Annotated in this window: 19 protein-coding genes; 8 read left to right on the top strand and 11 right to left on the bottom strand. The window is 74.7% G+C overall.

Annotated elements, in window-relative coordinates; all coding sequences use genetic code 11:
* Positions 1–65: 65 nt before the first annotated feature.
* The 5 genes from manA to CD790_RS32000 all read right to left on the bottom strand — a co-directional run bounded on the left by manA (position 66) and on the right by CD790_RS32000 (position 5,510).
* Entirely contained in the window at positions 66–1,295 is a 1,230-nt protein-coding gene (gene manA / locus CD790_RS32025; RefSeq protein ID WP_144386890.1) for a mannose-6-phosphate isomerase, class I, read from the bottom strand.
* Between the two features lie 187 nt (positions 1,296–1,482).
* The gene (locus CD790_RS32015) at positions 1,483–2,796 is read right to left on the bottom strand and encodes an SIS domain-containing protein (protein ID WP_144386888.1); all 1,314 of its coding nucleotides are present in this window, start codon (positions 2,794–2,796) and stop codon (positions 1,483–1,485) included.
* Positions 2,797–2,950: 154 nt separating this feature from the next.
* A complete protein-coding gene (locus CD790_RS32010) occupies positions 2,951–3,133 on the bottom strand; it encodes a Trm112 family protein (RefSeq protein WP_144386887.1) in 183 nt (60 codons plus the stop codon).
* 355 nt (positions 3,134–3,488) lie between these two features.
* Entirely contained in the window at positions 3,489–4,847 is a 1,359-nt protein-coding gene (locus CD790_RS32005) for a phosphomannomutase/phosphoglucomutase (RefSeq protein WP_144386886.1), read from the bottom strand.
* Between the two features lie 225 nt (positions 4,848–5,072).
* On the bottom strand, positions 5,073–5,510 hold the full coding sequence (locus CD790_RS32000; RefSeq protein WP_144386885.1) for a DUF3499 domain-containing protein: 438 nt from the start codon (positions 5,508–5,510) through the stop codon (positions 5,073–5,075).
* 283 nt (positions 5,511–5,793) lie between these two features.
* Here CD790_RS32000 and CD790_RS31995 point away from each other — a divergent pair, with 283 nt between their 5' ends.
* Positions 5,794–6,273, top strand: coding sequence for a metallopeptidase family protein (locus tag CD790_RS31995; protein WP_144386884.1), 480 nt, complete (start codon positions 5,794–5,796; stop codon positions 6,271–6,273).
* Position 6,274: 1 nt separating this feature from the next.
* Here the strand turns inward: CD790_RS31995 and CD790_RS35045 are convergent, their stop codons facing one another.
* The 3 genes from CD790_RS35045 to CD790_RS31980 all read right to left on the bottom strand — a co-directional run bounded on the left by CD790_RS35045 (position 6,275) and on the right by CD790_RS31980 (position 13,264).
* Complete coding sequence (locus CD790_RS35045) at positions 6,275–7,879, bottom strand: DUF5719 family protein (protein WP_186319355.1); 1,605 nt, start codon at positions 7,877–7,879, stop codon at positions 6,275–6,277.
* Positions 7,876–11,880 carry a glycosyltransferase family 2 protein gene (locus tag CD790_RS31985; protein ID WP_144386883.1) on the bottom strand — a complete coding sequence of 1,335 codons (4,005 nt, stop codon included), beginning with the start codon at positions 11,878–11,880 and terminating at the stop codon, positions 7,876–7,878. Before CD790_RS31985 ends, CD790_RS35045 begins: the two co-directional genes overlap by 4 nt.
* A gap of 1,120 nt (positions 11,881–13,000) precedes the next feature.
* Positions 13,001–13,264, bottom strand: a complete 264-nt coding sequence (locus CD790_RS31980) for a WhiB family transcriptional regulator (RefSeq protein ID WP_144386882.1) — start codon at positions 13,262–13,264, stop codon at positions 13,001–13,003.
* A 637-nt stretch (positions 13,265–13,901) separates the two neighbouring features.
* Between CD790_RS31980 and CD790_RS31975 the strand changes: the two genes are divergently transcribed.
* From CD790_RS31975 to CD790_RS31965, 3 genes are all read left to right on the top strand, one after another.
* Entirely contained in the window at positions 13,902–14,453 is a 552-nt protein-coding gene (locus CD790_RS31975; RefSeq protein WP_144386881.1) for a cysteine dioxygenase family protein, read from the top strand.
* Positions 14,454–14,605: 152 nt separating this feature from the next.
* Positions 14,606–15,592 carry a 2-phospho-L-lactate transferase gene (gene cofD / locus CD790_RS31970; protein ID WP_144386880.1) on the top strand — a complete coding sequence of 329 codons (987 nt, stop codon included), beginning with the start codon at positions 14,606–14,608 and terminating at the stop codon, positions 15,590–15,592.
* On the top strand, positions 15,589–16,971 hold the full coding sequence (locus tag CD790_RS31965; protein WP_144386879.1) for a coenzyme F420-0:L-glutamate ligase: 1,383 nt from the start codon (positions 15,589–15,591) through the stop codon (positions 16,969–16,971). The genes cofD and CD790_RS31965 overlap by 4 nt, the downstream gene beginning before the upstream one ends.
* Here the strand turns inward: CD790_RS31965 and CD790_RS35040 are convergent, their stop codons facing one another.
* Positions 16,972–17,193, bottom strand: a complete 222-nt coding sequence (locus tag CD790_RS35040; protein WP_186319353.1) for a hypothetical protein — start codon at positions 17,191–17,193, stop codon at positions 16,972–16,974.
* Positions 17,194–18,123: 930 nt separating this feature from the next.
* On the opposite strand from CD790_RS35040, the gene CD790_RS31955 reads away from it, so the two are divergent.
* Positions 18,124–19,116, top strand: a complete 993-nt coding sequence (locus CD790_RS31955; RefSeq protein ID WP_144386878.1) for a DNA-3-methyladenine glycosylase — start codon at positions 18,124–18,126, stop codon at positions 19,114–19,116.
* 15 nt (positions 19,117–19,131) lie between these two features.
* On the opposite strand, the gene CD790_RS31950 is transcribed toward CD790_RS31955, so the two are convergent.
* Both CD790_RS31950 and CD790_RS31945 read right to left on the bottom strand, forming a co-directional pair.
* Entirely contained in the window at positions 19,132–20,232 is a 1,101-nt protein-coding gene (locus CD790_RS31950; protein WP_144386877.1) for a sugar phosphate nucleotidyltransferase, read from the bottom strand.
* A 124-nt stretch (positions 20,233–20,356) separates the two neighbouring features.
* Entirely contained in the window at positions 20,357–21,985 is a 1,629-nt protein-coding gene (locus CD790_RS31945) for a peptidoglycan recognition protein (RefSeq protein WP_222108330.1), read from the bottom strand.
* A 139-nt stretch (positions 21,986–22,124) separates the two neighbouring features.
* Between CD790_RS31945 and CD790_RS31940 the strand changes: the two genes are divergently transcribed.
* The 3 genes from CD790_RS31940 to CD790_RS31930 all read left to right on the top strand — a co-directional run bounded on the left by CD790_RS31940 (position 22,125) and on the right by CD790_RS31930 (position 26,435).
* Positions 22,125–22,877 carry a TIGR03089 family protein gene (locus tag CD790_RS31940; protein WP_144386876.1) on the top strand — a complete coding sequence of 251 codons (753 nt, stop codon included), beginning with the start codon at positions 22,125–22,127 and terminating at the stop codon, positions 22,875–22,877.
* Between the two features lie 289 nt (positions 22,878–23,166).
* Entirely contained in the window at positions 23,167–24,411 is a 1,245-nt protein-coding gene (locus CD790_RS31935) for an LCP family protein (protein WP_260868044.1), read from the top strand.
* A gap of 284 nt (positions 24,412–24,695) precedes the next feature.
* Positions 24,696–26,435, top strand: coding sequence for an LCP family protein (locus CD790_RS31930; protein ID WP_144386874.1), 1,740 nt, complete (start codon positions 24,696–24,698; stop codon positions 26,433–26,435).
* The last annotated feature ends 20 nt before the right edge of the window (positions 26,436–26,455 follow it).

Genomic DNA, 26,455 nt, shown 5'->3' with positions numbered 1-26,455 from the left:
ATCTTTGCTGTCGCTTTACCGCTGTACGGCGGGACATTGTTGCAGCATCGCCGGAGCGCCCCGGATCAGTCCGAGACGGAGCCGGCGACGGTGGCCCGGAACAGCGTGCCGCCGCCGGGGCCGCCGGCCGCGGCGGCGACGCGCTCGCCGGCGGCGGCGTACGCCGACTGCCCACGCGTCAGGCGCAGTTCGGGCGCGCTGTCGTCGAGGGAGCGCAGCACGACCTCGCCGGCCGTGCAGAGCAGGATCTGCGCTCCGCCGGCCGGCAGCGGGTGGGCGGCGGCGCCCTCGGCGAGGACGAGGCGGGAGAGCCGGAACTCGTCGATCGGGGTGGCGTACACCTCCTCCTCGCCGGCGTCGGCCTCGGGGCGCAGCACGCCGGGGGCGCCGGGCTCGAAGCGGACGACGCGGAGCAGTTCGGGGATGTCGACGTGCTTGGGGGTCAGTCCGCAGCGCAGCACGTTGTCGGAGTTGGCCATGATCTCGACGCCGAGGCCGTCGAGGTAGGCGTGGGGGACGCCGGCGCCGAGGTAGAGCGCCTCGCCGGGCTGCAGCCGCACATGGTTGAGGAGCATGGCGGCGATGACGCCGGGGTCGCCGGGAAAGTGGCGGGCGAGGGAGGCGTACGCGGCGTAGGCGTCGGCGTGGGGTCCCCCGAGGGCGGCGAGCCGCTCGGCCGCGTGGGCGGCCGCCTCCACGGTCTCGGCCATGGCGTCGTGTTCGGCGGAGAGGACGGCGGTGAGGACTTCGCGCAGCGCGGAGGACTCGGGGTGGGCGTGCAGGATGTCGACGAACGGCTTGAGGGAGTCGACCTGGAGGGCGGCGATCAGCTCGGCCGTCTCGTCGGGGGCCCGGAAGCCGCACAGCCCCTCGAACGGGGTGAGCGCGCAGATGAGTTCGGGCTTGTGGTTGACGTCCTTGTAGTTGCGGTGCGGGGCGTCAAGGGGGACGCCGCGCTCCTCCTCGTCGGCGAACCCGGCCCGGGCCTGGTCGAGGTCGGGATGGACCTGGAGGGAGAGCGGGGAGCCGGCGGCGAGCACCTTGAACAGGAAGGGCAGCCGGGGGCCGAAGCGTCGGACCGCGGCGGTGCCCAGCTCGCCCTCCGGGTCGGCGGCGATGACGTCGGAGAGCGCGGTGGGGCCGGCTCCGCGGTCGATGCGGGACGGCGCCCCGGGGTGTGCGCCCATCCACAGTTCGGCCTGCGGTTCGCCGGTCGGCTCCTGGCCGAGGAGTTCGGGGAGGGCGGTGGTCGAGCCCCACGCGTAGGGGCGCACGGTGTTGGTGAGGCGATCCATGGAGCGTTCCTGACTGTCCTGGCTGCTGGGTGTCGGTGCTGGTGGGCGGGGCCGGCCCGGGCGGCGGGACGCGAGGCGTCGGCGGCGGGTGGACGTCCGCTCCCGGTTCGGCACGCCCGTCACCGGCGCCGAGTGCCCGCTGCCGAGGGTGGAACTCCGGCACCGGGTGCGGCCGCCCGCCACCGGCTCATGATCTCTCGGCGGAGGCGAGCGCCAGGTAAACGGCGGCGAAATCCGTGATGGCGAGCAGTTCGGCGGCCTTCTCGAGCGGGCTGCCGTCGGCGGGTTCGAGCTCGCTGATCGCGGTGTCGTGGGCGAGGGCGAACTCGCGGGAGGTCGGCGCGGCGGAGGTCGGGGTCTCCTGGTCGTCGCGGAGCAGCACGATGCGGGCGCGTAGCGCCTCCGGCTCCTCGACCCGGTCGCGGAAGAAGTCGTCCGGGTTGCCGCCGCCGGCGAAGGCCGAGGTCAGCAGGGCGCCGTGGGCGGCGATCGCCCCGGGCAGCTCGCCGGTGAGGGCGGGGCGCCCGGCCACCGCGGCGAGCAGCCCGGCGAACCGTCGTCCGGCGGCGCCGGCGACGGGCCCCTCGGTCCACACCAGCGGCAGCGCCCCGGCCAGTTCGGCGGCGAGGGTCTTGGCGGGGTTGGTGTAGGTGGCGATGGCGGGGCCGCAGCGCTCGGCGACCCGGTCCAGCCGGTCGGCGACCTGGTCCAGCACCGAGGGCGGGGCGGCGATCAGGCCGATCCGGTCGACGAGGGCGAGCAGCGGGGTGAGCAGGGCCCACAGGGTGCCGGGAAGGGCGGGGCCGGTGGTCTCGCCGGGCGCGGTGCCCAGTGGCTCGGTGTGCCGGGCGGTGGTCTCGGCGCTGTGCGCGCCGCCGACCCCGGAGCTGAGCGCGCCGGTGTCGTACGGCCCGTACAGGCTGTCGGGGGAGGCGCCGGCGGCGCCGACCGGGGCGGGGCCGTGGGCGGGGTCGTAGGGCGCGGTGCCGTAGGCGGCGGTGTCGTAGGGGGCGGTGGCCAGCGGGACGGTGAGTCCGCGCGCCTGGCTCACGGCCTCGGTGAGCGGGGAGCCGGCGGGCGCGACGGCGACGAGGGAGCAACCCCTGCGGTACGCCTGCTCCACCAGCAGCGGCAGCCCGGGTTCGGTGCCGTCCGGGGAGACCAGCAGCACCAGGTCGAGCGGCCCGGCCCAGCCGGGCAGGGTCCAGCGCAGCGCGCCGGGGGCGGGCGCGACGCCCGTGGGCGCGATCAGGCTGATCGGGCAGTGGCTGCCGCTGAGCGCGGCCAGCACGTCGGCGGTGCAGCTGCCGGCGGCTCCGGGGCCGGCGACCAGCACGGCGCGCGGCCGCCCGTCGGGTTTGAGCTGCCCGATCCCGACGTCGGCGGCGTGCCGAGCGGCGGTGCGGACCCTGGCGCCGGATTCGGCGGCTCCGCGCAGCAGTCCGCGGGTGTCCGCGCGGGCCAGGGCTTCGGGGGCGTCGAGGAGGGATTCGTCGAGCATCGGGCTTCGGCCTCCGATCGCCGTGGGCGGGCGTTTGCTGCTGCCTCGCGCGGTGCCGCCTGGCGCCGCGCGCTGATGTGCTTCTCTTCTAGCTCTAACCCGCCGGGGCCGGCCCGGCTTCCCCCTTCCGGCGCGTCCCGCGCCGGGCCCGGGGTCAGGCGGGGCGGCGCGCCTCGTCGACGAGCAGCACCGGGATCTCGTCCTTGACCGGGTACGCCAGGCCGCAGCCGGATCCGGTGCACACCAGCTCGGGGTGGTCCGGCCCCGTCTCCTCACGCAGCGGGGCGTGGCACGCCGGGCAGACGAGGATCTCCAGCAGACCGGCTTCGAGCGGCATGGGCGGGGTGTCCCTTCGGGAATGGATACGGCGTCGTCAGCCTACCGCCGCGCCGTGCCGGGGGCGCGGGGCACCACCGTGACGCCGGCGCCGGACGCCGCGCCGGCCCCGGACGGGGCCCGGGCGTGGCGCGGGGTTCGCCCAGGAGCGGTCGTCCCACCGGACCGGCTCGGCCCCGGCCGTCGGCCGGTGAGGGCTCGGACGCCGACCGGCCGCCGTCAACGCCGTGCCCGGTGAGGGGGCCTGGGACGGGTCGCGGCACAGGGCGGGACGCCCCCGGTCCCGAGCCTTCCGCAGGGGAGGCCAGGCCCGGGGGTGGATCAGGCCCCGGGGCGGGTCACGCTACGGACGCGGGTCAGGCTCGGACGATGGCCAGCACCTCGTCGCGGACGCGGGCGACCGTCTCCGCGTCGCGGGCTTCCACGTTGAGGCGCAGCAGCGGCTCGGTGTTGGAGGGGCGCAGGTTGAACCACCAGTCGGCGGTGGCCACGGTCAGGCCGTCCAGGTCGTCGGTCTCGACGCCCTCGCGGTCCGCGTAGCCGGCCCGGACCGCCGCCATGCGGTCGGCCTGGTCGGCCACGGTGCTGTTGATCTCGCCGGAGCCGGCGTAGCGGTCGTACTGGTCGACCAGCTCGGACAGCGGTCCGTCCTGTTCGCCGAGGGCGGCGAGGACGTGCAGCGCGGCGAGCATGCCGGTGTCGGCGTTCCAGAAGTCGCGGAAGTAGTAGTGCGCGGAGTGCTCGCCGCCGAAGATCGCGCCGGTGCGGGCCATCTCGGCCTTGATGAAGGAGTGGCCGACGCGGGTGCGCACCGGGGTGCCGCCCTGCTCCCGGACGACCTCGGGGACGGACCACGAGGTGATGCAGTTGTGGATCACGGTGCCGCCGGGGTGCTTGGCCAGCTCGCGGGCGGCGACCAGGGCGGTGATCGCGGACGGGGAGACCGGCTCGCCGCGCTCGTCCACCACGAAGCAGCGGTCGGCGTCGCCGTCGAAGGCCAGGCCGATGTCGGCGCCGGTCTCGCGGACCCGGGCCTGGAGGTCGACCAGGTTCTTCGGGTCGAGAGGGTTGGCCTCGTGGTTGGGGAAGGTGCCGTCGAGCTCGAAGTAGAGCGCGTCCAACTCCAGCGGCAGCCCCTCGAAGACGGTCGGGACGGTGTGCCCGCCCATGCCGTTGCCGGCGTCCACGACGACCTTGAGCGGCCGGATGGCGCTCAGGTCGACCAGGGTGCGCAGATGGGCGGCGTAGTCGGCGAGCACGTCCCGCTGGGTGAGGGTGCCGGGGGTGGCGGCGGGCTCGGGCGCCGCGCTCTCCGCCCAGCCCTCCACGAGCTCCCGGATCTCGGTCAGCCCGGTGTCCTGGCCGACGGGCGCGGCGCCCGCGCGGCACATCTTGATGCCGTTGTACTGGGCCGGGTTGTGGCTCGCGGTGAACATCGCGCCGGGCAGGTCGAGCTGTCCGCTGGCGAAGTAGAGCTGGTCCGTGGAGCACAGACCGATCTCGGTGACGTCGGCGCCGGCCGCGGCGGCGCCCCGCGCGAAGGCGCGCGACAGGCCGGGCGAGGAGGGGCGCATGTCGTGGCCGACCACGATGGCGCGCGCCTCGGTCACCCGGGCGAAGGCGGCACCGAAGAGTTCGGCGAGCGACTCGTCCCACTGGTCCGGGACCACTCCGCGTACGTCGTACGCCTTCACGATCTGCGACAAGTCGGGCACGGCCAGACCCTTCTGGAGTTCTTACGGGCCCCCAAACCTACCCGCACGGGAGGGGAGCGAAAGGCGCGGCCGTCCCCGGGGGAGCGGCCGAAAGGGCCTGGGCCGCCGGCGACCGCCGACAAGGCGTTCGGGAGGACCGGGAGCCCGGCGGTCGCGCCGTCAGCAACGGCGGGCCACGCCGTCAGGAACGACGGGCCGCACGGTCAGAACCGGCGGGCCGCGCGGTCAGGAGTCGGGCGAGCGCAGCACCCGCAGGTGGCCACGTCGGGCGACCTCGACCGAGTCGCCGCGGCCACCGCCGCTCCCGGGGCGGCCGGGGCCGCCGCCGGCGGCGCGCTCGTGCGGCCGGGCGGCCTCGCGCACGGCGTTGGCGAGGGCTTCCAGGTCGTCTCCGCTGGGCCGGGCCGGGCCGCTGTCCAGGGCGAGGCGCACGACCTCCCAGCCGCGCGGGGCGGTCAGCCGCTCGGAGTGCTCCGAGCACAGGTCGTAGCAGTGGGGCTCGGCGTAGGTGGCGAGCGGCCCGAGGACCGCGGTCGAATCCGCGTAGACGTACGTCAGCGTCGCGACGGCGGGGCGGCCGCACGCGGTGCGCGAACAGCGACGTACAGGGCTCACGACGTTGGACGGTACCGCACTCTTGAGCGGGCCGCGACGACTCTCCACCAGCTCACTCCGCCGTGTCGTCCCGGTTCGCCCTTCCCGTCCGATACGCGAACATCGCGGGTGACCTGCGCGGAGTCTCCGATGCGGCGCCTGGGGCGGAGGGGACCGACGGTCAGCACCCGGTCCCGTTCGGGCCACAACGCAGACCATCGAGTGATCAGGAGACGTCTGTTTTCGCACCCAAGTGTGGCTGAAATGCTCACCCGCCGACACGCCGAGGAGGGGGCGGCCGCTGCTCGGTAAGCGCGTGCCGAAAGGCCCCCGAGGGCTACCCTCATGAGTGATGACCAGGCCCGTACCTCCTCACCCATCCGAACCGCGCCCGCGCCGCCGCGACCGGCACGGCAGAGGTATGCGCGGACCGATCGCACCGCCCCAGGTGCCGCTGTCGATCAGCCGTGCCGAGTCCTTCCTCGATCTGGTGCAGGACTCCGCGGAGCGGCTGGAGCGCCGCTGGCCACGGCTGGCCGAGGTCGACTTCACGGTGCTGGACGTGCCGGTCCCCGGCTTCGACGGCCTCGGCCCGGACGGGAACGGCGGCGGCGACCCGATCTGGGACGGCGAGACGGTGCCACTGGGCCGCTTCATCGCCGCCCACGGCAACGTCCCGCACCGGATCGTGATCTACCGCCGTCCGGTCGAGATCCGCACCAAGAACCGGGACGAGCGGGCGCTGCTCGTCCACGAGGTGGTCGTGGAGCAGGTCGCCGAGTTCCTCGGGCTCGCCCCGGAGTCGGTGGACCCCAAGTACGGCCAGGACTGACTCAGTCGTTCAACAGCGACATGTCCTGGCCGGCCTCGGGCACCTCCACCGTTCCCCGGTCGTCGGGGAGCGTCTGGACCGTGAACATCGGCACGCCGTCCTGGGGCAGCGCGAGGGTGCGGGCGGCGTGGACCGGTCCGCCCGAGACGCGTTCCACGGTGACGGCGAACGCCCCCTTGCCGCCGGCCGGCGGGGGCGGCTCCACGGCCATGGTGGTGCCGCCCTTGAGGGTGATCTCCTTGGTGCTCGGCGTGCCGCCCTCGCTGCCCGCCGAGGAGGTCACCCGCACCCGCGCGCCCTCCTCCGGCGCCACCAGGGAGAGGGTGGAGCCCTTGGCGCGGTTGTCGGCGACGCTGGCGCGCCGCTCGATGGCGGTCGTGGCGGGGATGAACGCCGTCTCCTGCTTGGCGCCCTTGCCTCGGGTGATCCGCAGGGCCGCCACCACCGGCGCGGCTCCGCTCGCGTCGCCCTCCGGTGACAGCAGCAGCGAACCCGGCTCGCCCTTGGTGACGTCCCCGAGGTCCAGCGCCGCGGTCATCCCGCTCTTGACGTGCAGCGTCTGGCTCCCGGCCGGGGTGAAGGTGCCCGACCGGCCGGCGAGCCGGACCTTGAGGTCGGCGTCCTCTCCGCCGGGGGCGTAGGCGACCAGCCGCACCGCCGTGGCGTCCTCCGGGATGCCGGGGAGCACCAGCGAGGTGGACGGGTCGGCGGCGGGCGGCAGCCAGTCGCCGCCGATGTTGGTGTCGGACGCCTGCACCGCGGCGCCCACCCGGCCGGAGCGCACCGCCACCCGCAGCGTCACGTTGATCTCCGGCTTGGCGGCCAGGGTGGACAGCAGGACCGGCACGGTGGAGTGCGGCGGGACGTTGACGGCCTCACCGGAGGGGGCCTCCAGGCGGCCGTCCTGGCCGTACAGCTCCAGGTCGACGACGGCGGTGGCGTCGTCGGGGTTGGTCAGGTGGACGTAGTCCTGCCGGTCGGTGGCGGTGCTGGAGCCGGGGAACCAGAACTCGGTGTCCGGCGCGGTGCACGAGATGCCCTGGAGGCCGCGCCCGACGCCCGCGTCGACCACGGTGGTCTGCTGCACGCTCCAGCCGGGCGCCAGCCGGCCGTCGGCGGTGCCGGTGAGGGCCGGCGCGTCCGAGCCGTCGGCGGTCGCGGTGACCGGACGGCCGGGCTCCTTGAGCGGCACCACCGGCTCTCCCCCGCCCTTCCGCGCGCCCTTGTCCTGGCCGTCCTGGGCCGGGTCGTCCTGGGCCGGGTCGTCCTGGGCCGGGTCGTCCTGGGCCGGGTCGTCCTGGGCCGGGTCGTCCTGGTTCTGGCCGGTCGCGGCGGCGGGCAGCAGCTGGGCGGTGCCGGGCTTCTGCCCCCGGTCCTTCGCCGCCGCGCCGTCCGCCGTGGGGGTGAAGGCGGTGTAGGTGGTCTCGCCCACGTCCGAGGAGGTCGGCGCGGGGCAGACCAGGGTGGACCGCTCCACCGGCAGCCGGGCGGGGGCGTCGGCGGTCGACCGCCCGGCCGCGTCCGAGGGCTCGGTGACGTAGGCGACCCCGGTGACGGCGGCCAGCGCCACGACGCCGGCGATGAGGGACAGGGTGGTGCGGTTCATCGCTGCTGCTCGCTCCCGTCACGGCGCGGCTCGCCCGCCCCGCCGCCGTACGTCATGTCGGTGTGCGGGGGGCCCGCGGGCGGCGCCGGGTAGCCGCCGTCCGAGTACGCCGTCCCGCCCTGGCCGTATCCGGAGCCGTCCCCGAAGGAGCCGCCCGAGTACGGGTAGCCGCCGTCGCCGTAGCCGCCCTGGGCGTAGCCGTTCTGGGGGCTCTGGAGGCTCTGGGGGTTCGGGGGGCTCTGGGGGTAGCCGCCGTCGCCGTAGCCGTCGCCCTGGTAGGCGTCATAGCCCGGGTACGGCGGCTGCGCCTGCCACCCGCCGTACGACTGCTGGGGCGCGGCCGCGTACGGGTCGGCGACCGCCGCGGCCGCCTGGTCCGGATAGGCCGCATCGGCCCGCTCGGCGTACGGCTGCCCGGCCGTGGGCGGCGCGCCCGGCGGCGGGGGGACGGCGCCCGGCGCGGCCGGCCGCTCCCTCGCCCCGCGCGGGGCCGCGTTCGCCGCCTCCGCGCCGCGCGGGGCGGCGCCGTCCGGGCCGGCCCCGTGCGGGTCCGCGGGCTGGTCGCCCTGGGTCGTCTCCGCGGCCGCGCGGAGCCGCCGCGCCCGGCGGCCCTCCCCCGCGGCCGTCTGGGCCGGGATCGTCGCCCGCGGGGCGCCGCCGGGCCGGGCGGCGGCCCCGGCGGTGGGCAGGTCGTCGTCGATCTCGCGGCGCCGTCCGGGCAGGGCGAGCACCACCAGCACCACCGCCAGCAGGCCCTGCGTCCACACCCACGCGGTGTGCGTGAGCGGCGTCTCGTAGCCGAGGTCCAGTCGGCCACCGGCCGCCGGGAGCTCGAAAGCCTGCGCCCAGCCGTCCACGGTCTTCGCCTTCAGCGGCTTGCCGTCCAGGGTGGCCCGCCAGCCGGGCGCGGCCCGGTCGGCGATGCGCAGCAGCCGGCCCTCGGCCCCGGCGGGGATCTCGGTGTGGGCCTCGACCGGGCCGGCGGCCACCGGCACCGGCGCGGCCGCCCCGGAGCCGCCGTCGGCGGCCTCGCCGCCGACGATGGCGACCCGCGCGACACGCTGCTCGACCTGCCACAGCGAGCTGCCGTTCTGCTGGCTGAGCCGGGCCAGCCCTGGGGTGGCGTCGAGCACCCGCCCCACCCGGCGCGGGGCGCTGTCGCGCACCAGCACGTAGCGCACCGCGTAGCCGCTGAGCTGGCTGGTCTGGTCGGCGCCGGAGCCGGCGACGAGGTTGGCGACGACGTCGTCCAGCCGCGGGTCGGCGCCGCCCGCGACGGCGAGTTCGCCGTCGCCGAGCCGGGCGCCGGAGCCGCGCACCAGGACGTAGTCGACGCGGCCCGCGGTGCCGTCCAGCACCAGGGTCCGCGCCTGGTCGCGGGTGCTGGCCTCAGCCGCGACGAACTCCGGGACCTGCACCGGGCTGTGCCGTCCCACCGGCCCGTCGGCACCGCCGGCCATCCAGCCGAGGGCGGCCAGCAGCGGGGCCGCGACGGAGGCCACCGCGATCAGCAGCGCGGTGGGCTGGCGCCAGCCGAAGCTCCGCGCGGCGACGCGTTCGCGGACGCCCTCGGCGCCGACCATGGCGGCGGAGAGCACCGCGATCCCGTAGACGAGGGTCGCCGGCCCGGCCCAGCCGGAGCGGTTGGTGAGCGCGGCGAACAGCAGTCCGGTCAGCGCGACCGCCCAGGCGGCGCGGATGGCCAGCTGGCGCTCGTCGCGCAGCAGGGCGCCGAGCGCGGCCAGTACGAAGCCGAGCAGCAGCAGCGAGCCGCCCGCCTTGGGGCCGCCGGGGCTGAGCGCCAGCAGGTCCAGGGCTCCGGCGGAGCCGCCCGCGTAGTCGAGCCCGGCCTGGTCGAGGAAGCGCCCCGGGTGGGTCAGCAACGACAGCGACCAGGGCGCGAGCATGAGCAGCGGGGTGCCGACGACGGCCAGGAGACGCAGCGCGTGCGGCACGAGGTGGGCGGGGTTCCGCAGCACCTGGAAGGCGAGCAGGCCGAGGCCGAGCAGCACGGCCATCAGCCACACCACCGGCGTGAACGCCATGGTGACGGTCAGCAGCAGCGCGTACGCCCAGGCGGCGCGCCAGCTCGGGCGCGCCGCTCCGAGCGGTCCGTTCGCGCCCAGCCCGCTGGCGACGACGGCGGCGCGCGCCATCAGCGGCAGCAGCACGGCGAGCACGGCGGTGCCCAGCCGGCCGCTGGCCAACGCTCCGGTGGCGGCGGGCAGGAAGGCGTACGCGATGCTTCCCCAGGCCCGCAGCAGTCGGGACTCGACCAGCGGGCGGGAGGCGAAGTAGGCGGTGAAGCCGGCCAGCGGCACGGAGCACACCAGCAGCAGCGTCAGGGTGAAGCCGGTGCTGCCGAGGAAGAGCGTGCCGAGCGCGGCCAGGACGGCCAGATAGGGCGGGGCGCCCTCGGTGGTGCCTGGGCCGACCGGGTGCCAGCCGCCCGTGTAGCGCGCCCACAGCCCGGAGACGTCGCCGGGGGCCGGCAGCAGGGCGCCGCCGGAGAGCGCCCCGGTGCCGATCAGCCCGCGGCAGGCGATGAAGGAGACGAGCAGCAGGAGGGCGAAGAGCACCGGTCCGGGCTTGCGGGCGATCCGCTTCAGCCGGGCGAACTGCTCGACCTCCAGGAAGTCGGCGTCCTCTCCGCCGGGCCCGGACTCGACCGCGCCGTGCCGGCCGGCCGCGGCCAGCTCCGGCTCCGACCGGCCGGCGACGCTGCCGGCGATCTGCTCCACGGTGGCCCGCACGGTCGCGCCGGGCGGCGGGAACAGCGGCCGCAGCTCGCTCGCCTCGACGGCGGGGCGGCCGCGGCGGCGCCGCGCGGCCAGCAGCCGCTCGGGCCGCAGCAGCACCCGGAAGAGGCCCGCGATCTCGTCCAGTGCCTGGCCGGGCACCTTGCCCACCAGGTAGGCGACGGTGCGCACCAGGGTGCCGAGCACGACCCGCAGCAGCACGTACGGCAGCAGCGGGCCGCGGGTGTTGGCCAGCAGGGTGTAGACGGCGCCGGACTTGTCGACCCGGTGTGGCGAGGAGCCGCGCAGCGAGAAGCGCTTCGATCCGGGGTGGTCGGGCGAGGGGCCGGCCGAGCGGCCGACGCAGTCGATGGGGCGGCGTTCCCGCGCGGACGCCTCGGCGTGTCGCAGCACCGCGTCGGGGGCGACCAGCACCTGGTGGCCCGCGGCCTGGGCGCGCCAGCACAGGTCGACGTCGTCGCGCATCAGCGGCAGTCGCGGGTCGAAGCCGCCGAGCTCGTCCCACACGTCACGGCGGATCAGCATGCCGGCGCTGGAGACGGCGAGCACCGGGCGCACCTGGTCGTGCTGTCCCTGGTCCTGCTCGCGCCGCTCCAGGCCGGTCCAGCGGCGGCCGCTGCGGGCGATGCTGACGCCGACTTCGAGCAGCTGTCTGTCGTCGTACCAGCCGCGCAGCTTGGGGCCGATGATGGCGGCGGAGCGGTTGGCCGTCAGCTCCGCCTCGGCGACGCGCAGCAGCTCGGCCAGCGCGTCGGGGGCGGGGGCGCAGTCGTCGTGCAGCAGCCACAGCCACTGGATGGGCTCGCCGTGCGGGAGTTCGGGCAGGTCGTAGGAGTCGTCGCGCCAGGTGCGGCTCGCCGGGTCCCAACCGCTGGGGCGCTTGAGGTACGGCAGTTCCTCGGGCCCCAGCGCCGGCACGCCGCGGACCGCCTCCTCGACCGCCGTGCCGAAGCCGCTGCGCCGCGCGAGGTGGAGCACCCGGTCGGGGCCCAGCGCCTCGGCGAGCAGCCGGGCGGAGTCGTCCCCGCTCCCGGTGTCGGCGGCGACGGCGTTCTGCACCGGGCGCTCCTGGCCGAGTAGGCCGGAGAGCGCGTCGGGCAGCCAGCGGGCGCCGTCGTGGGCGACGAGTACCGCCGTGACGACGTGCCGTGGATACGCGGGCGCCTGGTCGGGCGCGGACAGGGGTGACGCCAGGGGGGACGCGGCCGGGTAGGGGGCCGCCGGTTGGCTGTGCACGGACATCGACGTACGGGCCCTCCGCCGGGGGTACGGGAGGCGCCCCCGGAGTCTGCGGTGCTGGAGCGGTGCGGGTGCGGTGCGGTGGGGTGCGGGTGGGTGTGGGTGGGGATCTGACGGGTGTTGAGCGGCTGGTGCCGCGCGGGTGTGGCGGGTGCGGTTCCGGGCTACCCGGGCGATGGCCTCGGGGCGGGCCCCACACTAACGGCTGCGCGCCGAGCGGTCCGCCTCCCGGCGGGGCGGGCGCGGGCGGTGGGCCGTGTGTTATGGGCGGATTGTGGGGGTGGCGGCGCCGTGGTGCCGTGGCGTCGACCGACGGGCTCGGACGGCGAGCCGCCCGACAGTCCGGGGCCTTGACGGACTCCACGCCCGGAGGCGCCCTGGCGACCTTCCAGGGGAGCCCTGGGGCGGGAAGCGCGCGGTGGGCGCGTGGGTGAGGGGCCGGTGGAGGGAGGGCGCCTGCGGTCGGCGCGGCGGCCGCGGATGAGGGGCCGGTGGCGGGCGGGGCACCCGCGCCGCGCGAGGCGGCGGGTGAGCTTGCCGGCGGCGGACGCGACGTCCGCGACGGGCCGAGGTCGCGCGTCCGGCCCGTCCGGCGTGCCCGTCCGGCGTGCCCGTCCGGCGTGCCCGTCCGGCGTGCCCGTCCGGCGTGCCCGTCCGGCGTGCCGGCGGCGGGGCCGAGGGCAGTCCGGAAGCGGCCCGAGCGGGCTCCGACGGGTGGCGACGACCGGGGCGAGCCCTCGACGAGCGGTCGGCGGCGGTCGGTGGCGGGGCCCGCGACGAGCGGTCGGTAGCGGCCCGCGGCCGCGGCTGGAGCGGGGCCGGAGCAGTGGCCGGCGATGGAGGCCGGCGGTGGAGTCGCCGGGGCGGCGCCAACGGCGAGGTCGCCGGGGCGGCGCGGGCGGTGGACGACCGCGTACGGTCCACGTGGTCCGAGGCCGAGGGCCTCGATGGACGGCTCGGATGACGACCCGGATGACGGCTCAGGTGGCTGCCCGATACGACGGCCCTGTTGTCGGTCCGGATGTCGACCCCGGCGTCGGCCCCGATGTCGGCCCCGTCGGCTCGGACGATTCGAGACGGTGGCCCGAGGGGGTGACCGCGGGGCGGCGGACTCGACGGGGTCCTAGACCGCGGCCTTCTTCAGGCGGCGGCGCTCACGCTCCGACAGACCGCCCCAGATTCCGAAGCGTTCATCATTCGCGAGGGCGTATTCAAGGCACTCGGAACGGACTTCACAGGCGAGGCAGACCTTTTTGGCCTCGCGCGTGGAACCGCCCTTTTCCGGGAAGAACGACTCGGGATCGGTTTGGGCGCACAGTGCGCGCTCCTGCCAACCGAGCTCCTCGTCCGCCCCTTCGACCAGCAGTTGCTGGAACAGCTCGGTCATGTGCGCCCCTCGTCTGTTTTCGCGTCCCGTGTCGCCATCGCCGCCGTGACGCGCGTGAACGACACGAGTGAAATTACAAGTGTGCCGATCCGGGCCAGTCAAGCCGGGATCTGCTATTGAGCCCCTTATTCACTCTGCGGAACCAAGGTTGTGCGGAAAGTGTTCAAATAGACCTAAATCAGACAGGGCCGAGTGTCCACTTCCCTCGACTTCCCCTGGACCGTTCCCGCACCGGGGGCGACCGCCCCTCACGTGGGAGGACGCCAGAGAAGTCGATCTCGTTGCAGTCGCCGGAAGGTTTCAGCAGATTGCTGCGCGCCTGTCCGTTGCGCCCCGTGCACAAACCTTTCTCCAGTCTGAGTAACCGGATGAGGTGAAACATTGCCCACATAGCGGGCGTCAGGTTGACAGCGGCTCCCCCTACCCGCTCTCCTTGGACCCATGCCAGTGACCCACATGCTCCAGCCGACCCGTGTCCACGGGTCCCGCTGCGCTGTGCAGGCTCGCTGTCGCTGTTCCAGCTGTTGATGCTCACACCGGCTCTCCAAGCCCCCTGAGCTCCAGCCCCTTCGTGCCCTGCACGCCTCTCGCTCTCGCACCGCCACGGTGCCCTGCGCCTGCCGAGGAACCTCCGCACATGAACAGCGACGTCCAGATCGCCGGCGACCCGCTCGCCATCCCGCACCTGCTGCCCCCCGTGCCCGCCCACCCCACCACCGTCGCCGCCTTCGCCGGACTGGCCCGCTCCATCGCGGCCGACCGCGACAGCTGGGAGCCGCTGGTCCGCTACGACGCGACCACCCGCTGGTACCACCGGCTGCGCACCGGCCCCGGGTACGAGGTCTGGCTCCTCAGCTGGGTGCCCGGGCAGAGCACCGGCGCCCATGACCACGGCGCCTCCTCCGGCCTGCTCACGGTCCTCAGCGGCCGGCTGACCGAGCGCACCGGCGGCACCGCGCCCGACACCGAGCGCGTGCTGAGCGAGGGGAACCAGCGGGTCTTCGCGCCCGGCTATGTGCACGACATCGCCAACGACTCCCTTGAGCCGGCCGTCAGCCTGCACATCTACTTCCCGGGTCTGACGGACATGCCGATGCACCCGACGCAGCACGCGCGGCCCACGGAGGCCGTGCCGGCGGCGGAGGCGACGCCGGCGGCCGTGGAGGCGTGGGGGCCGGGCAACGGCTGACCGAAGCCACGCACCCCGCGCGGCGCCGGGGCCCCTCAGGCGTCGTGGGCGCGCTCGGCACCGCCGGACACGACCGTCGCCCGCCGGCCGGACACGGCCGTCGCCCGCCACTGCCCGCAAGGCGAGGCTCCGCGGCTGACACACTGTGGGCCATGCGCATTGTGGTTCTGGCAGGCGGCATCGGCGGTGCCCGGTTCCTCCGCGGTCTCAAGTCGGCAGCCCCCGACGCCGACATCACCGTCATCGGGAACACCGGCGACGACATCCACCTCTTCGGTCTGAAGGTCTGCCCCGACCTCGACACCGTGATGTACACGCTCGGCGGCGGCATCCACGAGGAACAGGGCTGGGGCCGCTCCGACGAGTCCTTCGCGGTCAAGGAGGAGCTGGCCGCGTACGGCGTGGGCCCCGAGTGGTTCGGCCTCGGCGACCGGGACTTCGCCACGCACATCGTGCGGACCCAGATGATCGGCGCGGGCTATCCGCTGAGCGCGGTCACCGAGGCGCTGTGCGCGCGGTGGCAGCCCGGCGTACGGCTGCTGCCGATGACCGATGACCGCGTCGAGACCCATGTACTCATCGACGACCCGGACGCCCACGGCGAGGCCGCCGAGGGCCGCGGCGGGCGCAAGGCGGTGCACTTCCAGGAGTACTGGGTGCGGCTGCGCGCCTCCGTCCCCGCGCACGCGATCATCCCCGTCGGCGCCGAGGAGGCCAAGCCCGCGCCGGGCGTGCTGGAGGCCATCGCCGAAGCCGACGCCGTGCTCTTCCCGCCGTCCAACCCGGTCGTCAGCGTGGGCACCATCCTGGCCGTGCCGGGCGTACGGGAGGCCGTCGCGGAGTCGGCCGCGCCGGTCGTGGGCCTCTCCCCCATCGTCGGCGACGCGCCGGTGCGCGGCATGGCCGACAAGGTGCTGGCCGCCGTGGGCGTGGAGTCGACCGCCGCGGCCGTCGCCCGGCACTACGGCGCCGGGCTGCTGGACGGCTGGCTCGTGGACACCGTCGACGCCGACGCGGTGGCCGACGTCGAGGCCGTCGGGATCCGCTGCCGCGCGGTGCCGCTGATGATGACCGACGTGCCCGCCACCGCGGAGATGGCCGCGCAGGCGCTGGCACTGGCCGAGGAGGTACGGGCGTGAGCGGAGCGCCGGAGATCCCCGCGTACCGGGTCTGGGCGCTGCCGGGGGTGCCCGAGGTGCGCCCCGGCGACGACCTCGCCAAGCTCATCGCGGACGCCGCCACCGCGGAGGGGCTGCCGGGCCTCGCCCACGGCGATGTGCTGCTGGTCACCTCGAAGATCGTCAGCAAGGCGGAGGGCCGGGTGCTGGAGGCGGCCGACCGCGAGGCCGCCATCGACGCGGAGACGGTCCGCGTCGTCGCCCGGCGCGGGACGCTCCGCGTCGTCGAGTCTCGGCTCGGCTTCGTCATGGCCGCCGCCGGCGTCGACGCCTCCAACACCACCGCCGGAACGGTTCTGTTGCTCCCCGAGGACCCCGACGCGTCGGCCCGACGCATCCGGGAGGGGCTGCGGGAGTCCCTGGGCGTCGACGTCGGCGTGATCGTCACCGACACCTTCGGGCGGCCCTGGCGCAAGGGGGTCACCGACGTCGCCATCGGCGCGGCGGGCGTGCGGGTCCTGGACGATCTGCGCGGTGGCACCGACGCGCACGGCAATCCGCTGGTCGCCACCGTCATCGCCACCGCCGACGAACTGGCCGCCGCCGGCGACCTGGTGAAGGGCAAGGCGGCCGGGCTGCCGGTGGCGGTGGTCCGCGGGCTGCCGCATGTGGTGGCGTACGACGACGCGGTGGCCGATCCGTCGGGTGTGTCGGAGGAGGCCGGCGCGGGGCTCGGGAGTGCCCGGGGCGCCCGGGAGCTGGCGCGCGACGCGGCCGACGACATGTTCCGGCTGGGCACCTCGGAGGCGGTGCGCGAGGCGGTCACGCTGCGGCGCACGGTCCGGGAGTTCACGGACGAACCGGTCGACGGGGGCGCCGTGCGACGCGCGGTGACCGCCGCGATCACCGCGCCCGCGCCGCACCACACGACCCCGTGGCGCTTCGTCCTGCTGGAGTCGGCCGAGTCGCGGCTGCGGCTGCTCGACGCGATGCGCGAGGCGTGGATCGCGGACCTGCGGGGCGACGGCCTCAGCGAGGAGCGCGTCGCCAGGCGGGTGCGGCGCGGCGACGTGCTGCGGAAGGCGCCGTATCTGGTGGTGCCGTGTCTGGTGGCCGACGGGGCCCATGCGTACCCCGACGCCCGACGGGCGGCGGCCGAGCGCGAGATGTTCGTCGTGGCGGCGGGCGCGGGGGTGCAGAACCTGCTGGTCGCCCTGGCCGGCGAGGGGCTGGGCTCGGCCTGGGTCTCGTCGACGATGTTCTGCCGCGATGTCGTGCGCGAGGTGCTGGAGCTGCCGGCCGACTGGGACCCGATGGGCGCGGTGGCCGTCGGCCGCCCGGCGGCCCCGCCGACCGCTCGGCCGACCCGGGTGGCCTCGTCCTTCATCGAGGTGCGCTAGTCACGAGGCGGGTGCGGGTGGCGCGTGGCGCGGGTGCGGGTGGCGCGGGGCGCGGGTGCGGGTGCGCGTGGCGCGGGTGCGGGTGCTGGTGCGGGTGCTGGTGCTGGTGCTGGTGCGGGTTTCGCGTGGTGCGGGTGCGGGTGCGGGTGCGGGTGCGTGGTGGTGGGGTGGGTGGGTGGTGCCGGGGGTCGGGGTCTCCGGGGCCGGGGACCTGGACCGCATATTTAGTCACCCCCGCCTCACGCCACAAATATGCGACAGCGTCCAGCCCCCCACCCCTGCGACCCCGCCCCCTCCCCCGACGCCCCAAACACCCGCCGCCCCAGCCCCCGCAGGCATCCGACCACGCGTTGGGATACCGGGGATGGGCGGGGAAACGACCCCGGCGCGGCAGCGCCGGTCAAGGGGCACGCCGAGCACGGCCACATGGCGGGACCACCCCGAGACACCCGGGTGGCGGGTAACAGCCCCCACGCGCGGCAGCGCAGGTGAAGGGGCAACGCGGAACACGGCGCGTGGCGGGGCCACCCCGGCGTGCCCCCGACAACCAAGCCCCACCCCCCGTGGAACGGAAGCCGCACAGCCCCCGCCCCACCCCACGCGTTGGAGTGCCGGGCGGGTGGGCGGGGAAACGACCCCGGCGCGGCAGCGCCGGTCAAGGGGCACGCGGAACACGGCGCGTGGCGGGACCACCCCGGCGTGCCCCCGACAACCAAGCCCCACCCCCCGTGGAACGGAAGCCGCACAGCCCCCGCCCCACCCCACGCGTCGGGGTGCCGGGCGGGTGGGCGGGGAAACGACCCCGGCGCGGTAGCGCCGGTCGAGAGGCACGCGGAGCACGGCGCGTGGCGGGGCCACCCCGGCGTGCCCCCGACAACCAAGCCCCACCCCCCGTGGAACGGAAGCCGCGTGGGCCCCGCCTCACCCCGCGGGTTGGGGTGAACGGGCGGGTGGGCGGGGAAACGACCCCCGGCGCGGTAGCGCCGGTTGAGGGGCACGCGGAGCACCAGCGCGTGGCGGGGGCGCCCCGACGTACCTCCACCGGCACGGAAGCCGTACGCGGCGGGAGGGGGCGAAGAGGCACCCCCTCGTCGACGGGGGCGCTCTCGGAGGGGCCTAGGCTCGTAGGGCGGGGCTGAAGGAGACGGGACCATGTCGGGCGAACGGACGACGCGGACCACCGTGCGCGGTGGCCGGCTCGTCGTGCCCGCGACGCGTGGCCAGGCCGTCGGGACCGGCACGCGGCGGCGGTGGACGCCGGAGGGGCCGCTGGACCTGGGGGTGACGCTGGGGCCGCTGCGGCGCGGGCCCGGCGACCCGGCGTTCCGCGTCGCGGCGGACGGCGCGGTGTGGCGCGCCAGCCGCACCCCGTACGGGCCGGGCACGCTGCGGATCGCCCGCGAGGGTGACGCGGTGCTGGGCGAGGCGTGGGGGCCCGGGGCGCGGTGGCTGTTGGACGGGCTGCCGGCGCTGCTGGGGGCGGAGGACGACCCGTCCGCGTTCGTGCCGCGGCACCGGCTGGTGCACGAGGCGCATCGGCGCAACCCGGGGCTGCGTCTGGGCCGCACCGGACTGGTGCTGGAGTCGCTGATCCCCTCGGTCCTGGAGCAGAAGGTCACCAGCGACGAGGCGTACCGCGGTTGGCGGCTGCTGCTGTGGCGGTTCGGCGAGCCCGCGCCGGGGCCGGGCGAGGCGGAGCGGATGCGGGTGATGCCGGACCCGCGCGGCTGGGCGCTGGTGCCGTCCTGGGAGTGGCACCGGGCCGGCGTCGACGCCAAGCGGGCGGCGGCGGTCGTCCGGGCGGCGCGCGTGGCGGCGCGGCTGGAGGAGGCGGCCGGCATGGCGACGGAGGAGGCCGCCGCGCGGCTCCAGGCGATCCCGGGCATCGGGCCGTGGACCGCCGCCGAGACGCTGCAGCGCAGCAACGGCAGCCCGGACGCCGTGACCGTGGGCGATCTGCACCTGCCGCGCATCGTCGGCTACGCGCTCACCGGCGAGCGGGGCGCGGACGACGCCACGATGCTGGAGCTGCTGGCTCCGTACGCGGGGCAGCGGCACCGCGCGACCCGGCTGATCCTGCTCTCCGGGCGGACGCCGCCGCGCCGCGCGCCGCGCTTCTCGGTGCGGGACTTCCGCGCGATGTAGCCGTCCCCGGTCGGGTTACTGGTCCGAGGAGAAGCGGACCGCGCCGGCCGGGATGTCGGCGCCGCACCACACCCGTACCCCGTCGCGCAGCTCGTTGTCGGAGCCGACCAGGGCGCCGTCCCCGACCACCGCCCCGTGCAGGACGGTGCGCGCGCCGATTCGGGCGTGGGCGCCGATGAGGGAGTCGTGGACCTGGGCGCCCTCCTCGACGACGGCGCCGTCCAGCACCGTGCTGCCGTCGATGCGCGCCCCGGCGCCCACCTGGGCGCCGGCGCCGATGACGGTGCCGCCGGTCAGCTTGGCGTCGCGGGCGACGCGGGCGCTGTCCAGGACCAGTCGCTCGCCGCAGCGGCCGGGGACGGCCGGGGACGGGGCGCGGCCCAGCACCAGGTCGGCGGAGCCGCGGACGAACGCCTGGGGGGTGCCGAGGTCGAGCCAGTAGGTGGAGTCGACCATGCCCTGGAGGTGGGCGCCGGCGGCCAGCAGGCCGGGGAAGGTCTCGCGTTCGACGGAGACGGGGCGGCCGGCCGGGATGGTGTCGATGACCGAGCGGTTGAAGACGTAGCAGCCCGCGTTGATCTGGTCGGTGACGATCTCCTCGGGGGTCTGCGGCTTCTCCAGGAACGCCGTGACGCGGCCGTCGGGGTCGGTCGGCACCAGGCCGTAGGCGCGCGGGTCGGTGACGCGCGTCAGGTGCAGCGAGACATCGGCGCCGCTGTCGCGGTGGGTGCGGACCAGGGCCGGGATGTCGAGGCCGGTGAGGATGTCGCCGTTGAAGATCAGCACCGGGTCGTCGGGGCCGGAGTGCAGCCGGGAGGCGACGTTGCGGATCGCCCCGCCGGTGCCCAGCGGCTCCTCCTCGGTGACGTACTCCAGGTGCAGGCCGAACGCCGAGCCGTCGCCGAAGTACGGCTCGAAGACCTCGGCGAGGTACGAGGTGGCGAGGACGATGTGTTCGACTCCGGCGGCGCGGGCGCGCGCGAGCTGGTGGGTGAGGAACGGGACGCCGGCCGCCGGGACCATCGGCTTGGGCGTGTGCACCGTGAGCGGGCGCAACCGGGTCCCCTTGCCGCCGACCAGGAGGATCGCTTCGGGCGAATTCGACGCGTCTGCCAAGGTTTCGTCTCTGCTTCCTGCTGGGGCTCGCCGGGTCGGCGGCCAGTGTATGCAGCCGCGAAGGTCCGGCCCGCGCCCGGCCCGGGCCGCCGCGGTGCCGCCGGCCCGCGGCCTCGCCGATCGTTCAGCGGCCCTGGAGTTCGGACGCGGCGCTACGGGCGGAGCCGAGCTTGCCGTAGAGCCGGGCGCCGGGGCATTCGGTGCTGTAGCCGTCCCGGTGACCGGAGATCACCTTCAGCCTGACCTTCGTTCCCTTTGTGAACTTGTTGCCGCCGCCGGACACCACCTGAATGGTGCCGCTCGGGTTCCTGCCGTGGAGTCCTAGCTTCCAGGCTGCGACCTTCGCCACGGCCTTGACCGCGGCTTGGGACGGATTCGAGGTGCTGTAGCTTCCGAGGACCGCGATGCCCATGCTGTCCTTGTTGAAACCGAGCGTGTGGGCGCCCATGACCGGCTTGGCCGGGCCCCCGGCGCGCCCCTCGTAGATGTTCCCGCACTTGTCGACGGCGAAGTTGTAGCCGAAGTCGCGCCAGCCGCTGCTCTTCACGTGGTATCGGTAGATACTGCGCAAGACGGAGGGGGCCTGCTTGCAGCGGTAGCTGTTGCCGGTGGCGCTGTGGTGCACGAAGGCCACCTTGATCGTCTTGGTGTAGACGAAGCCGCGGTCCCGGAGCTTCTCGTCGGCGCCCCAGCCGGCGCGGGTGATGATGCGCGGCCGCGGGGCCCGGTGGGGGCGCGCCGCGCTGCCCTCGTCGGGCGCGTCGGGGATCACGTACGGGGGTTCGAGCTCCGGGAAGCCGGCGTCCTCGTCCTCCCGCTCGGAGGCGTCGGAGTCCCCGCCGGGACCGCCCTGCTCGTCGTCCTCGTCGTCCTCGTCGTCGTGCAGGGAGCCCGAGCCGGAGTCGTCGTCGTGGCCCCCGTCGACCCCCGCGTCGGGCTCGTCCTCGAGGTCCTCGTCATCCCGCTCGTCGTAGCGCCCGTCATCCCGCTCGTCGTCGCGCTCGTCGAAACGCTCGTCATCCCGCTCGTCGTCACGCCCGTCGTCCTCGTACGGGTCGTCCTCGAAGTCCTCGTCATCCCGCTCGTCGAAACGTGCGTCCTCCCGCTCGTCGAAACGTGCGTCATCCCGCTCGTCGTAGCGCCCGTCATCCAGCTCGTCGTCGCGCTCGTCGTACGACTCGTCGTCCTCGGGCGGCCGCTCCTCCTCGTAGGGGTCGTCGCCGGGGTCGACCAGTTCCAGGCTCAGCCCCTCGGGGAGGGTGGCGTTCGCGCGGTGCTCGTCAGGGCTGATCCGCACCTGGACGCCGTCGGACTCGCCGACCCAGAGCGGGGCCGTGGCACCGCGGGTCCGCGCCGTCCACCCCTCGGGCGAGTCGGCGTCGGGCGCGTCCTCGACATGGGTCTCCAGGTCCTGCCAGGCGGACCACCGGCCGGTGTCGCCCGCGCGCGTGCTCACCTGCACCCGGCCGGGCGGCTGGGCCTGCGGATCGCTCCAGGCGACGCCGAGCAGCGAGAACGGTCGCACCTCGGGGGCCACCAGGCTTCGCCGCACGGTGGACGCGGCGAGGGACCGACTCAGCCCGCCGGGTGGGGTGAGGGGGAGTGACTGGGTCCCGCCCGGCGGCCCCGCGGGGTAGCGCACCGGTGCGGCTCTGTCAGCCCCGGTGGCTCCGGCGGGGGCCGTGAGCGAGAACGGGATGGCGAAGGCGGTCGCGCAGGCGACACCGATCGAAGTAGCCAGTAGTGCACGCATGTAGCGAATCCTGGGCAGAGCCCAGTAAATATGTCGATTCGTAATTTTCTGCATTTTCCGCCCGGCGCTCCGCCGACTCGGTGGCCCTCCCCGCCCGTTCCCGACCCGCCCCCGTCCGGCGCCGCGTAATCTGACGACGATGAACGCCACCGATCGCACCCCCGCCGACCTGCTGCGATCCGCGCTCGCCGCGGACCCGGCCCGGCCGCTTGTCACCTTCTACGACGACGCAACCGGCGAGCGCGTCGAACTGTCCGTGGCCACCTTCGCCAATTGGGTGGCGAAGACCGCCAATCTGCTCCAGGGCGATCTCGCCGCCGGACCGGGAGACCGGCTGGCACTGCTGCTGCCCGCACACTGGCAGGCGGCTGTCTGGCTGTTGGCCTGCTCCTCCACCGGCGTCGTCGCCGAGGTCGCGGGCGACCCGGCCGCGGCCGATCTCGTGGTCAGCGGGCCGGACCGGCTGGAGGAGGCGCGCGGCTGCTCCGGGGAGCGCATGGCGCTCGCGCTGCGCCCGCTCGGTGGCCGCTTCCCGCAGCCGCCGCCGGGCTTCGCCGACTACGCGGTGGAGGTGCCGAGCCAGGGCGACCGGTTCGCGCCGTACGCCCCGGTGGACCCCGACGCGCCGGCCCTGACCGTGGGCGGTGTGGAGCTGACGGCCGCACAGGTGGTCGAGCGGGCCCGCGCGGACGCCGCCGAGCGGGGCCTGGGGCCCGGCTCGCGGCTGCTGTCCGGGCTCGACTGGGACAGTTGGGAGGGGCTTTCCGCCGGGCTGTTCGCCCCGCTCGCCGCGGGCGGCTCCGTGGTCCTGTGCCGCCACCTCGACCGGCTCGACGAGGACGGCCTCGCCAAGCGCCGGGAGGACGAGCGCGTGACCGCCGTCGCCCGCTGATCCGCGAACCCTGTACGACCTCCGCGGCGGACCGCCCCCGCGCCGCGTGCCGCCGCCTCCACGGCGTGCCGCCGCGGGGGCGCGACCACCCGCCGCGCATCCTCCCTCTGTGAGCCGTCCGGCGGACGCACGGGCCGAGCCACGCGCTTCGCCGCACCCGCCGCGCGATGATCGTGGATACGTACAACCCTGTGCGGGGCACGTACGTCCGCTCCGGTGATCGACAACCCCCGCACGGTTGGCCCCACACGGTTCACCGCCGCCGGCTCCGCGAGGGATGGACGCAAGAGTGACCACTGACCCGCCCGCCCCGACACCGCCGACCCCGCACCGCCGCTGGCTCCGCCGGCTGGCACTGGGCACGGCGGTGCTGCTGCTGGCGGGGGTCGGCATCTGCTGGTGGCTCTACGACCGGCTGGACGACAACATCACGACCGACCCGGACACCGCCAACGAGCTGGAGCTGTACGAGGCCGAACGGCCGGTCTCGGTCGTGCGCGGGGCGCAGAACGTCCTGCTCATCGGCTCGGACACGCGCACCGGCAAGGGCAACGCGCAGTACGGCCGCAACTTCGGCACCCAGCGCTCGGACACCACCATCCTGCTGCACCTGGCCGCGGACCGGGAGAGCGCGACCGCCGTCTCCGTCCCGCGCGACCTGATGGTGGACATCCCGCGCTGCGCGCTGGCGAAGAAGAAGCGCAGCAAGCCGCAGTTCGCCCAGTTCAACTGGGCCTTCGAGCGTGGCGGCGCGGCCTGCACCATCCGCACGGTGGAGAAGCTGACCGGCATCCGGGTCGACCACCACGTCATCGTGGACTTCCGCGGCTTCAAGAAGATGGTGAACGCGGTGGGCGGCGTCGAGGTGTGCCTCAAGGAGCCCATCGACGACGACGAGGCGAAGCTGGAGCTGCCGGCCGGCCGGCAGGTGCTGCGCGGCGAGGAGGCCCTGGGGTTCGTGCGCGCCCGCTACAGCATCGGCAACGGCAGCGACACCGGGCGCATCGCCCGCCAGCAGCAGTTCCTCGCCGCGCTGGTGAAGAAGGTGCACAGCAACGGGGTGCTGTTCAATCCGCGGCGGCTGTATCCGGTGCTGGACGCGGCGACCAAGTCGCTGACGACCGATCCGGGCCTGGGCTCGCTGCGCAGGCTCTACGACCTGATCCGCGCGATGCGCGACATCCCCGACGAGCGGGTCCGCTTCCTGACCGTGCCGCGCCAGCCGTACACGTACAACCCCAACCGGGACGAGCTGGTGCAGCCGGACGCCGATCAGCTCTTCCGACAGGTACGCCTGGACCAGCCGGTGACGGTGGCCCGGGCGGAGACCATCCGGGACGACGGCAACGCCGCGGCGCCGGCCGGGGACGACCGGAAGACTGTCGAGAAGGAGGTCGAGGAGAGGGGCGAGAGGAAGGTCGCGGGGAAGGTCGGTGAGAAGGTCGGTGAGAAGGTCGCGGAGAAGAAGGGGGCGCCGGCCGCCAAGCCGTCGGCCTACGCGGGGGCCATGGCCGCACAGGGAATGTGCAAGTAAACGGCCAAATAAACTGGACAAGTGGGGATGACAGGCCCAAAGGTCGCACCCTTCGTTCCGAATGGGTCTCGAAGAGATCTCGAAAAGATTGGGAAGATTGCCCAGTTGTAGGGGAGTGGAATTTGTCACCGGCGTCGCTCGACGCTGAACTGGGCGGATAGTGTGAGCGCTCCGGTGCGCTCGACCAGCGGCCGCGCACTGATGCAGACGTGATGCAGACGATGACCAACCGAGCGCCTTGAGGGGGAGGCGCCGCGTGGCACCGACGGAGGACACAGGCGACCGTGGACGCGCAAGGCCATGGGCGAGCGGGCGACATCGACCCCGCCGATCAGTGGGTGTTCGACCCGAACACCGGCAGCTATGAGCTGCGGCTGGACCCCCAGGGGGAGCCGGCGCCCGCCTCCGAGGCCCGGACGCCCAGTAGATCCGCCGGTCGCGGCCGCGGGACGGTGCCCGAGCAGCGCGGCGGGCGACGCCGGGCCGCGCCCAAGGGCGCCCCGGAGCGGGCCGACGCCACCGGCGGCCGGGGCGGCAAGGCCGGCCCCGTCGGTCCTCCCAGCCGCCGCAAGCCGAAGCCCAAGAAGTCCAAGGCCAAGAAGGCCCTGTACTGGGGCAGCGGCACGCTGGCCTTCCTGCTCGTCGGCGGCTCGGTCGCGGCGTACCTCGTCTACCAACACCTCAACGGCAACATCAAGAAGGTGGACGTCGGCGAGAAGAACGCCGCGGTCATCGACGGCCCGGTCAACATCCTGGTCATCGGCACCGACAAGCGCGAGGGCAAGGGCAACACCGGGTACGGCGACGAGGGCAGCGTCGGCCACGCCGACACCACGATCCTCTTCCATGTGTCCGAGGACCGGACCAACGCCACCGCGATCTCCATCCCGCGCGACCTGATCACCGACATCCCGGACTGCTTCACCATTCAGGACGACGACACCAAGAAGACCATCCCGGGCCAGCGGCAGGTGCGCTTCAACACCAGCCTGGGTCAGGGCGGGCGCGACCCGGGCTGCACCTGGCGCACCGTCGAGAAGCTCACCGGCCTGGAGATCAGCCACTTCATGATGGCCGACTTCAACGCGGTCAAGACGCTCTCCTCGGCGGTCGGCGGCGTCGAGGTGTGCGTGGCCAAGGACATCGACGACCCCAAGTCGCACCTGAAGCTGTCCAAGGGGCGGCACACCATCGAGGGCGACGACGCGCTGGCCTTCGTCCGCACCCGGCACGCCGTCGGCTTCGGCAGCGACCTGGACCGGATCAAGATGCAGCAGCAGTTCCTCAGCTCGATGATCCGCGAGATGAAGTCCGGCGGCACCTTCACCAACCCCAAGAAGATGTGGAAGCTGGCGAACGCCGCCACCAAGGCGCTCACCGTCGACACCGGCATAGGGAGTGTCGACAAGTTGATGGACCTGGGCAAGGACCTCAGCCAGGTCAACGTCAAGAACATCACCTTCACCACCCTCCCGGTCATCGACAACCCCGCCGAGGGCCCCCACCACAAGACGGTGGTCGTCGACGAGGCCAAGGCCAACCAGCTCTTCGCCATGGTCAAGCAGGACGTCTCGCTGACCGAGGTGAAGAAGCGGGACAAGGCCGCCAAGGCCAAGCAGGCCGCCAGGCTCAAGGGCCCGCAGGCCGCGCCGGCGGACGTCCGGGTCAAGGTGCTCAACGGCAGCGGCAAGTTCGGCGCCGCCCAGGACACCGTCGAGTGGATGCAGAACACCGAGGGCATCATCCGCTCCAGCAACGGCGGCAACGCCCCCGCGGAGCTGAAGAAGACCATCCTGGAGTACGCGCCCAACCAGGCCGACCAGGCCCGCCGGCTGGCCGCGAGCATGGGGCTGCCCGCCGCCGCGCTCAGGGAGGGCACGGCCGACGCCGAGCCGATGGCCGAGATGACCCTGACGCTGGGCGCGGACTTCGAGGGCGCGGGCACGCCCATCGCCGCCCCCACCAAGGCGCCCAAGGACATCCAGCGCGTCGGCGCGGATGACAAGAACATCTGCGCCAAGTGACGACACACGTGTCCATCACA

The sequence above is a fragment of the Streptomyces sp. SAJ15 genome (assembly GCF_007595705.1).
Lineage (GTDB): Bacteria > Actinomycetota > Actinomycetes > Streptomycetales > Streptomycetaceae > Streptomyces.
Note: the sequence above shows the minus strand (reverse complement) of the source record. Positions and strands in the feature narration are given on the sequence as shown.

Coding starts and splice junctions, on each gene's coding strand:
- manA (WP_144386890.1), bottom strand. CDS start 1,295: ATGGATCGCCTCACCAACACCGTGCGCCCCTACGCGTGGGGCTCGACC.
- CD790_RS32015 (WP_144386888.1), bottom strand. CDS start 2,796: ATGCTCGACGAATCCCTCCTCGACGCCCCCGAAGCCCTGGCCCGCGCG.
- CD790_RS32010 (WP_144386887.1), bottom strand. CDS start 3,133: ATGCCGCTCGAAGCCGGTCTGCTGGAGATCCTCGTCTGCCCGGCGTGC.
- CD790_RS31995 (WP_144386884.1), top strand. CDS start 5,794: ATGACCAGGCCCGTACCTCCTCACCCATCCGAACCGCGCCCGCGCCGC.
- CD790_RS35045 (WP_186319355.1), bottom strand. CDS start 7,879: ATGAACCGCACCACCCTGTCCCTCATCGCCGGCGTCGTGGCGCTGGCC.
- CD790_RS31985 (WP_144386883.1), bottom strand. CDS start 11,880: ATGTCCGTGCACAGCCAACCGGCGGCCCCCTACCCGGCCGCGTCCCCC.
- CD790_RS31980 (WP_144386882.1), bottom strand. CDS start 13,264: ATGACCGAGCTGTTCCAGCAACTGCTGGTCGAAGGGGCGGACGAGGAG.
- CD790_RS31975 (WP_144386881.1), top strand. CDS start 13,902: ATGAACAGCGACGTCCAGATCGCCGGCGACCCGCTCGCCATCCCGCAC.
- cofD (WP_144386880.1), top strand. CDS start 14,606: ATGCGCATTGTGGTTCTGGCAGGCGGCATCGGCGGTGCCCGGTTCCTC.
- CD790_RS35040 (WP_186319353.1), bottom strand. CDS start 17,193: ATGCGGTCCAGGTCCCCGGCCCCGGAGACCCCGACCCCCGGCACCACC.
- CD790_RS31955 (WP_144386878.1), top strand. CDS start 18,124: ATGTCGGGCGAACGGACGACGCGGACCACCGTGCGCGGTGGCCGGCTC.
- CD790_RS31945 (WP_222108330.1), bottom strand. CDS start 21,985: ATGCGTGCACTACTGGCTACTTCGATCGGTGTCGCCTGCGCGACCGCC.
- CD790_RS31940 (WP_144386876.1), top strand. CDS start 22,125: ATGAACGCCACCGATCGCACCCCCGCCGACCTGCTGCGATCCGCGCTC.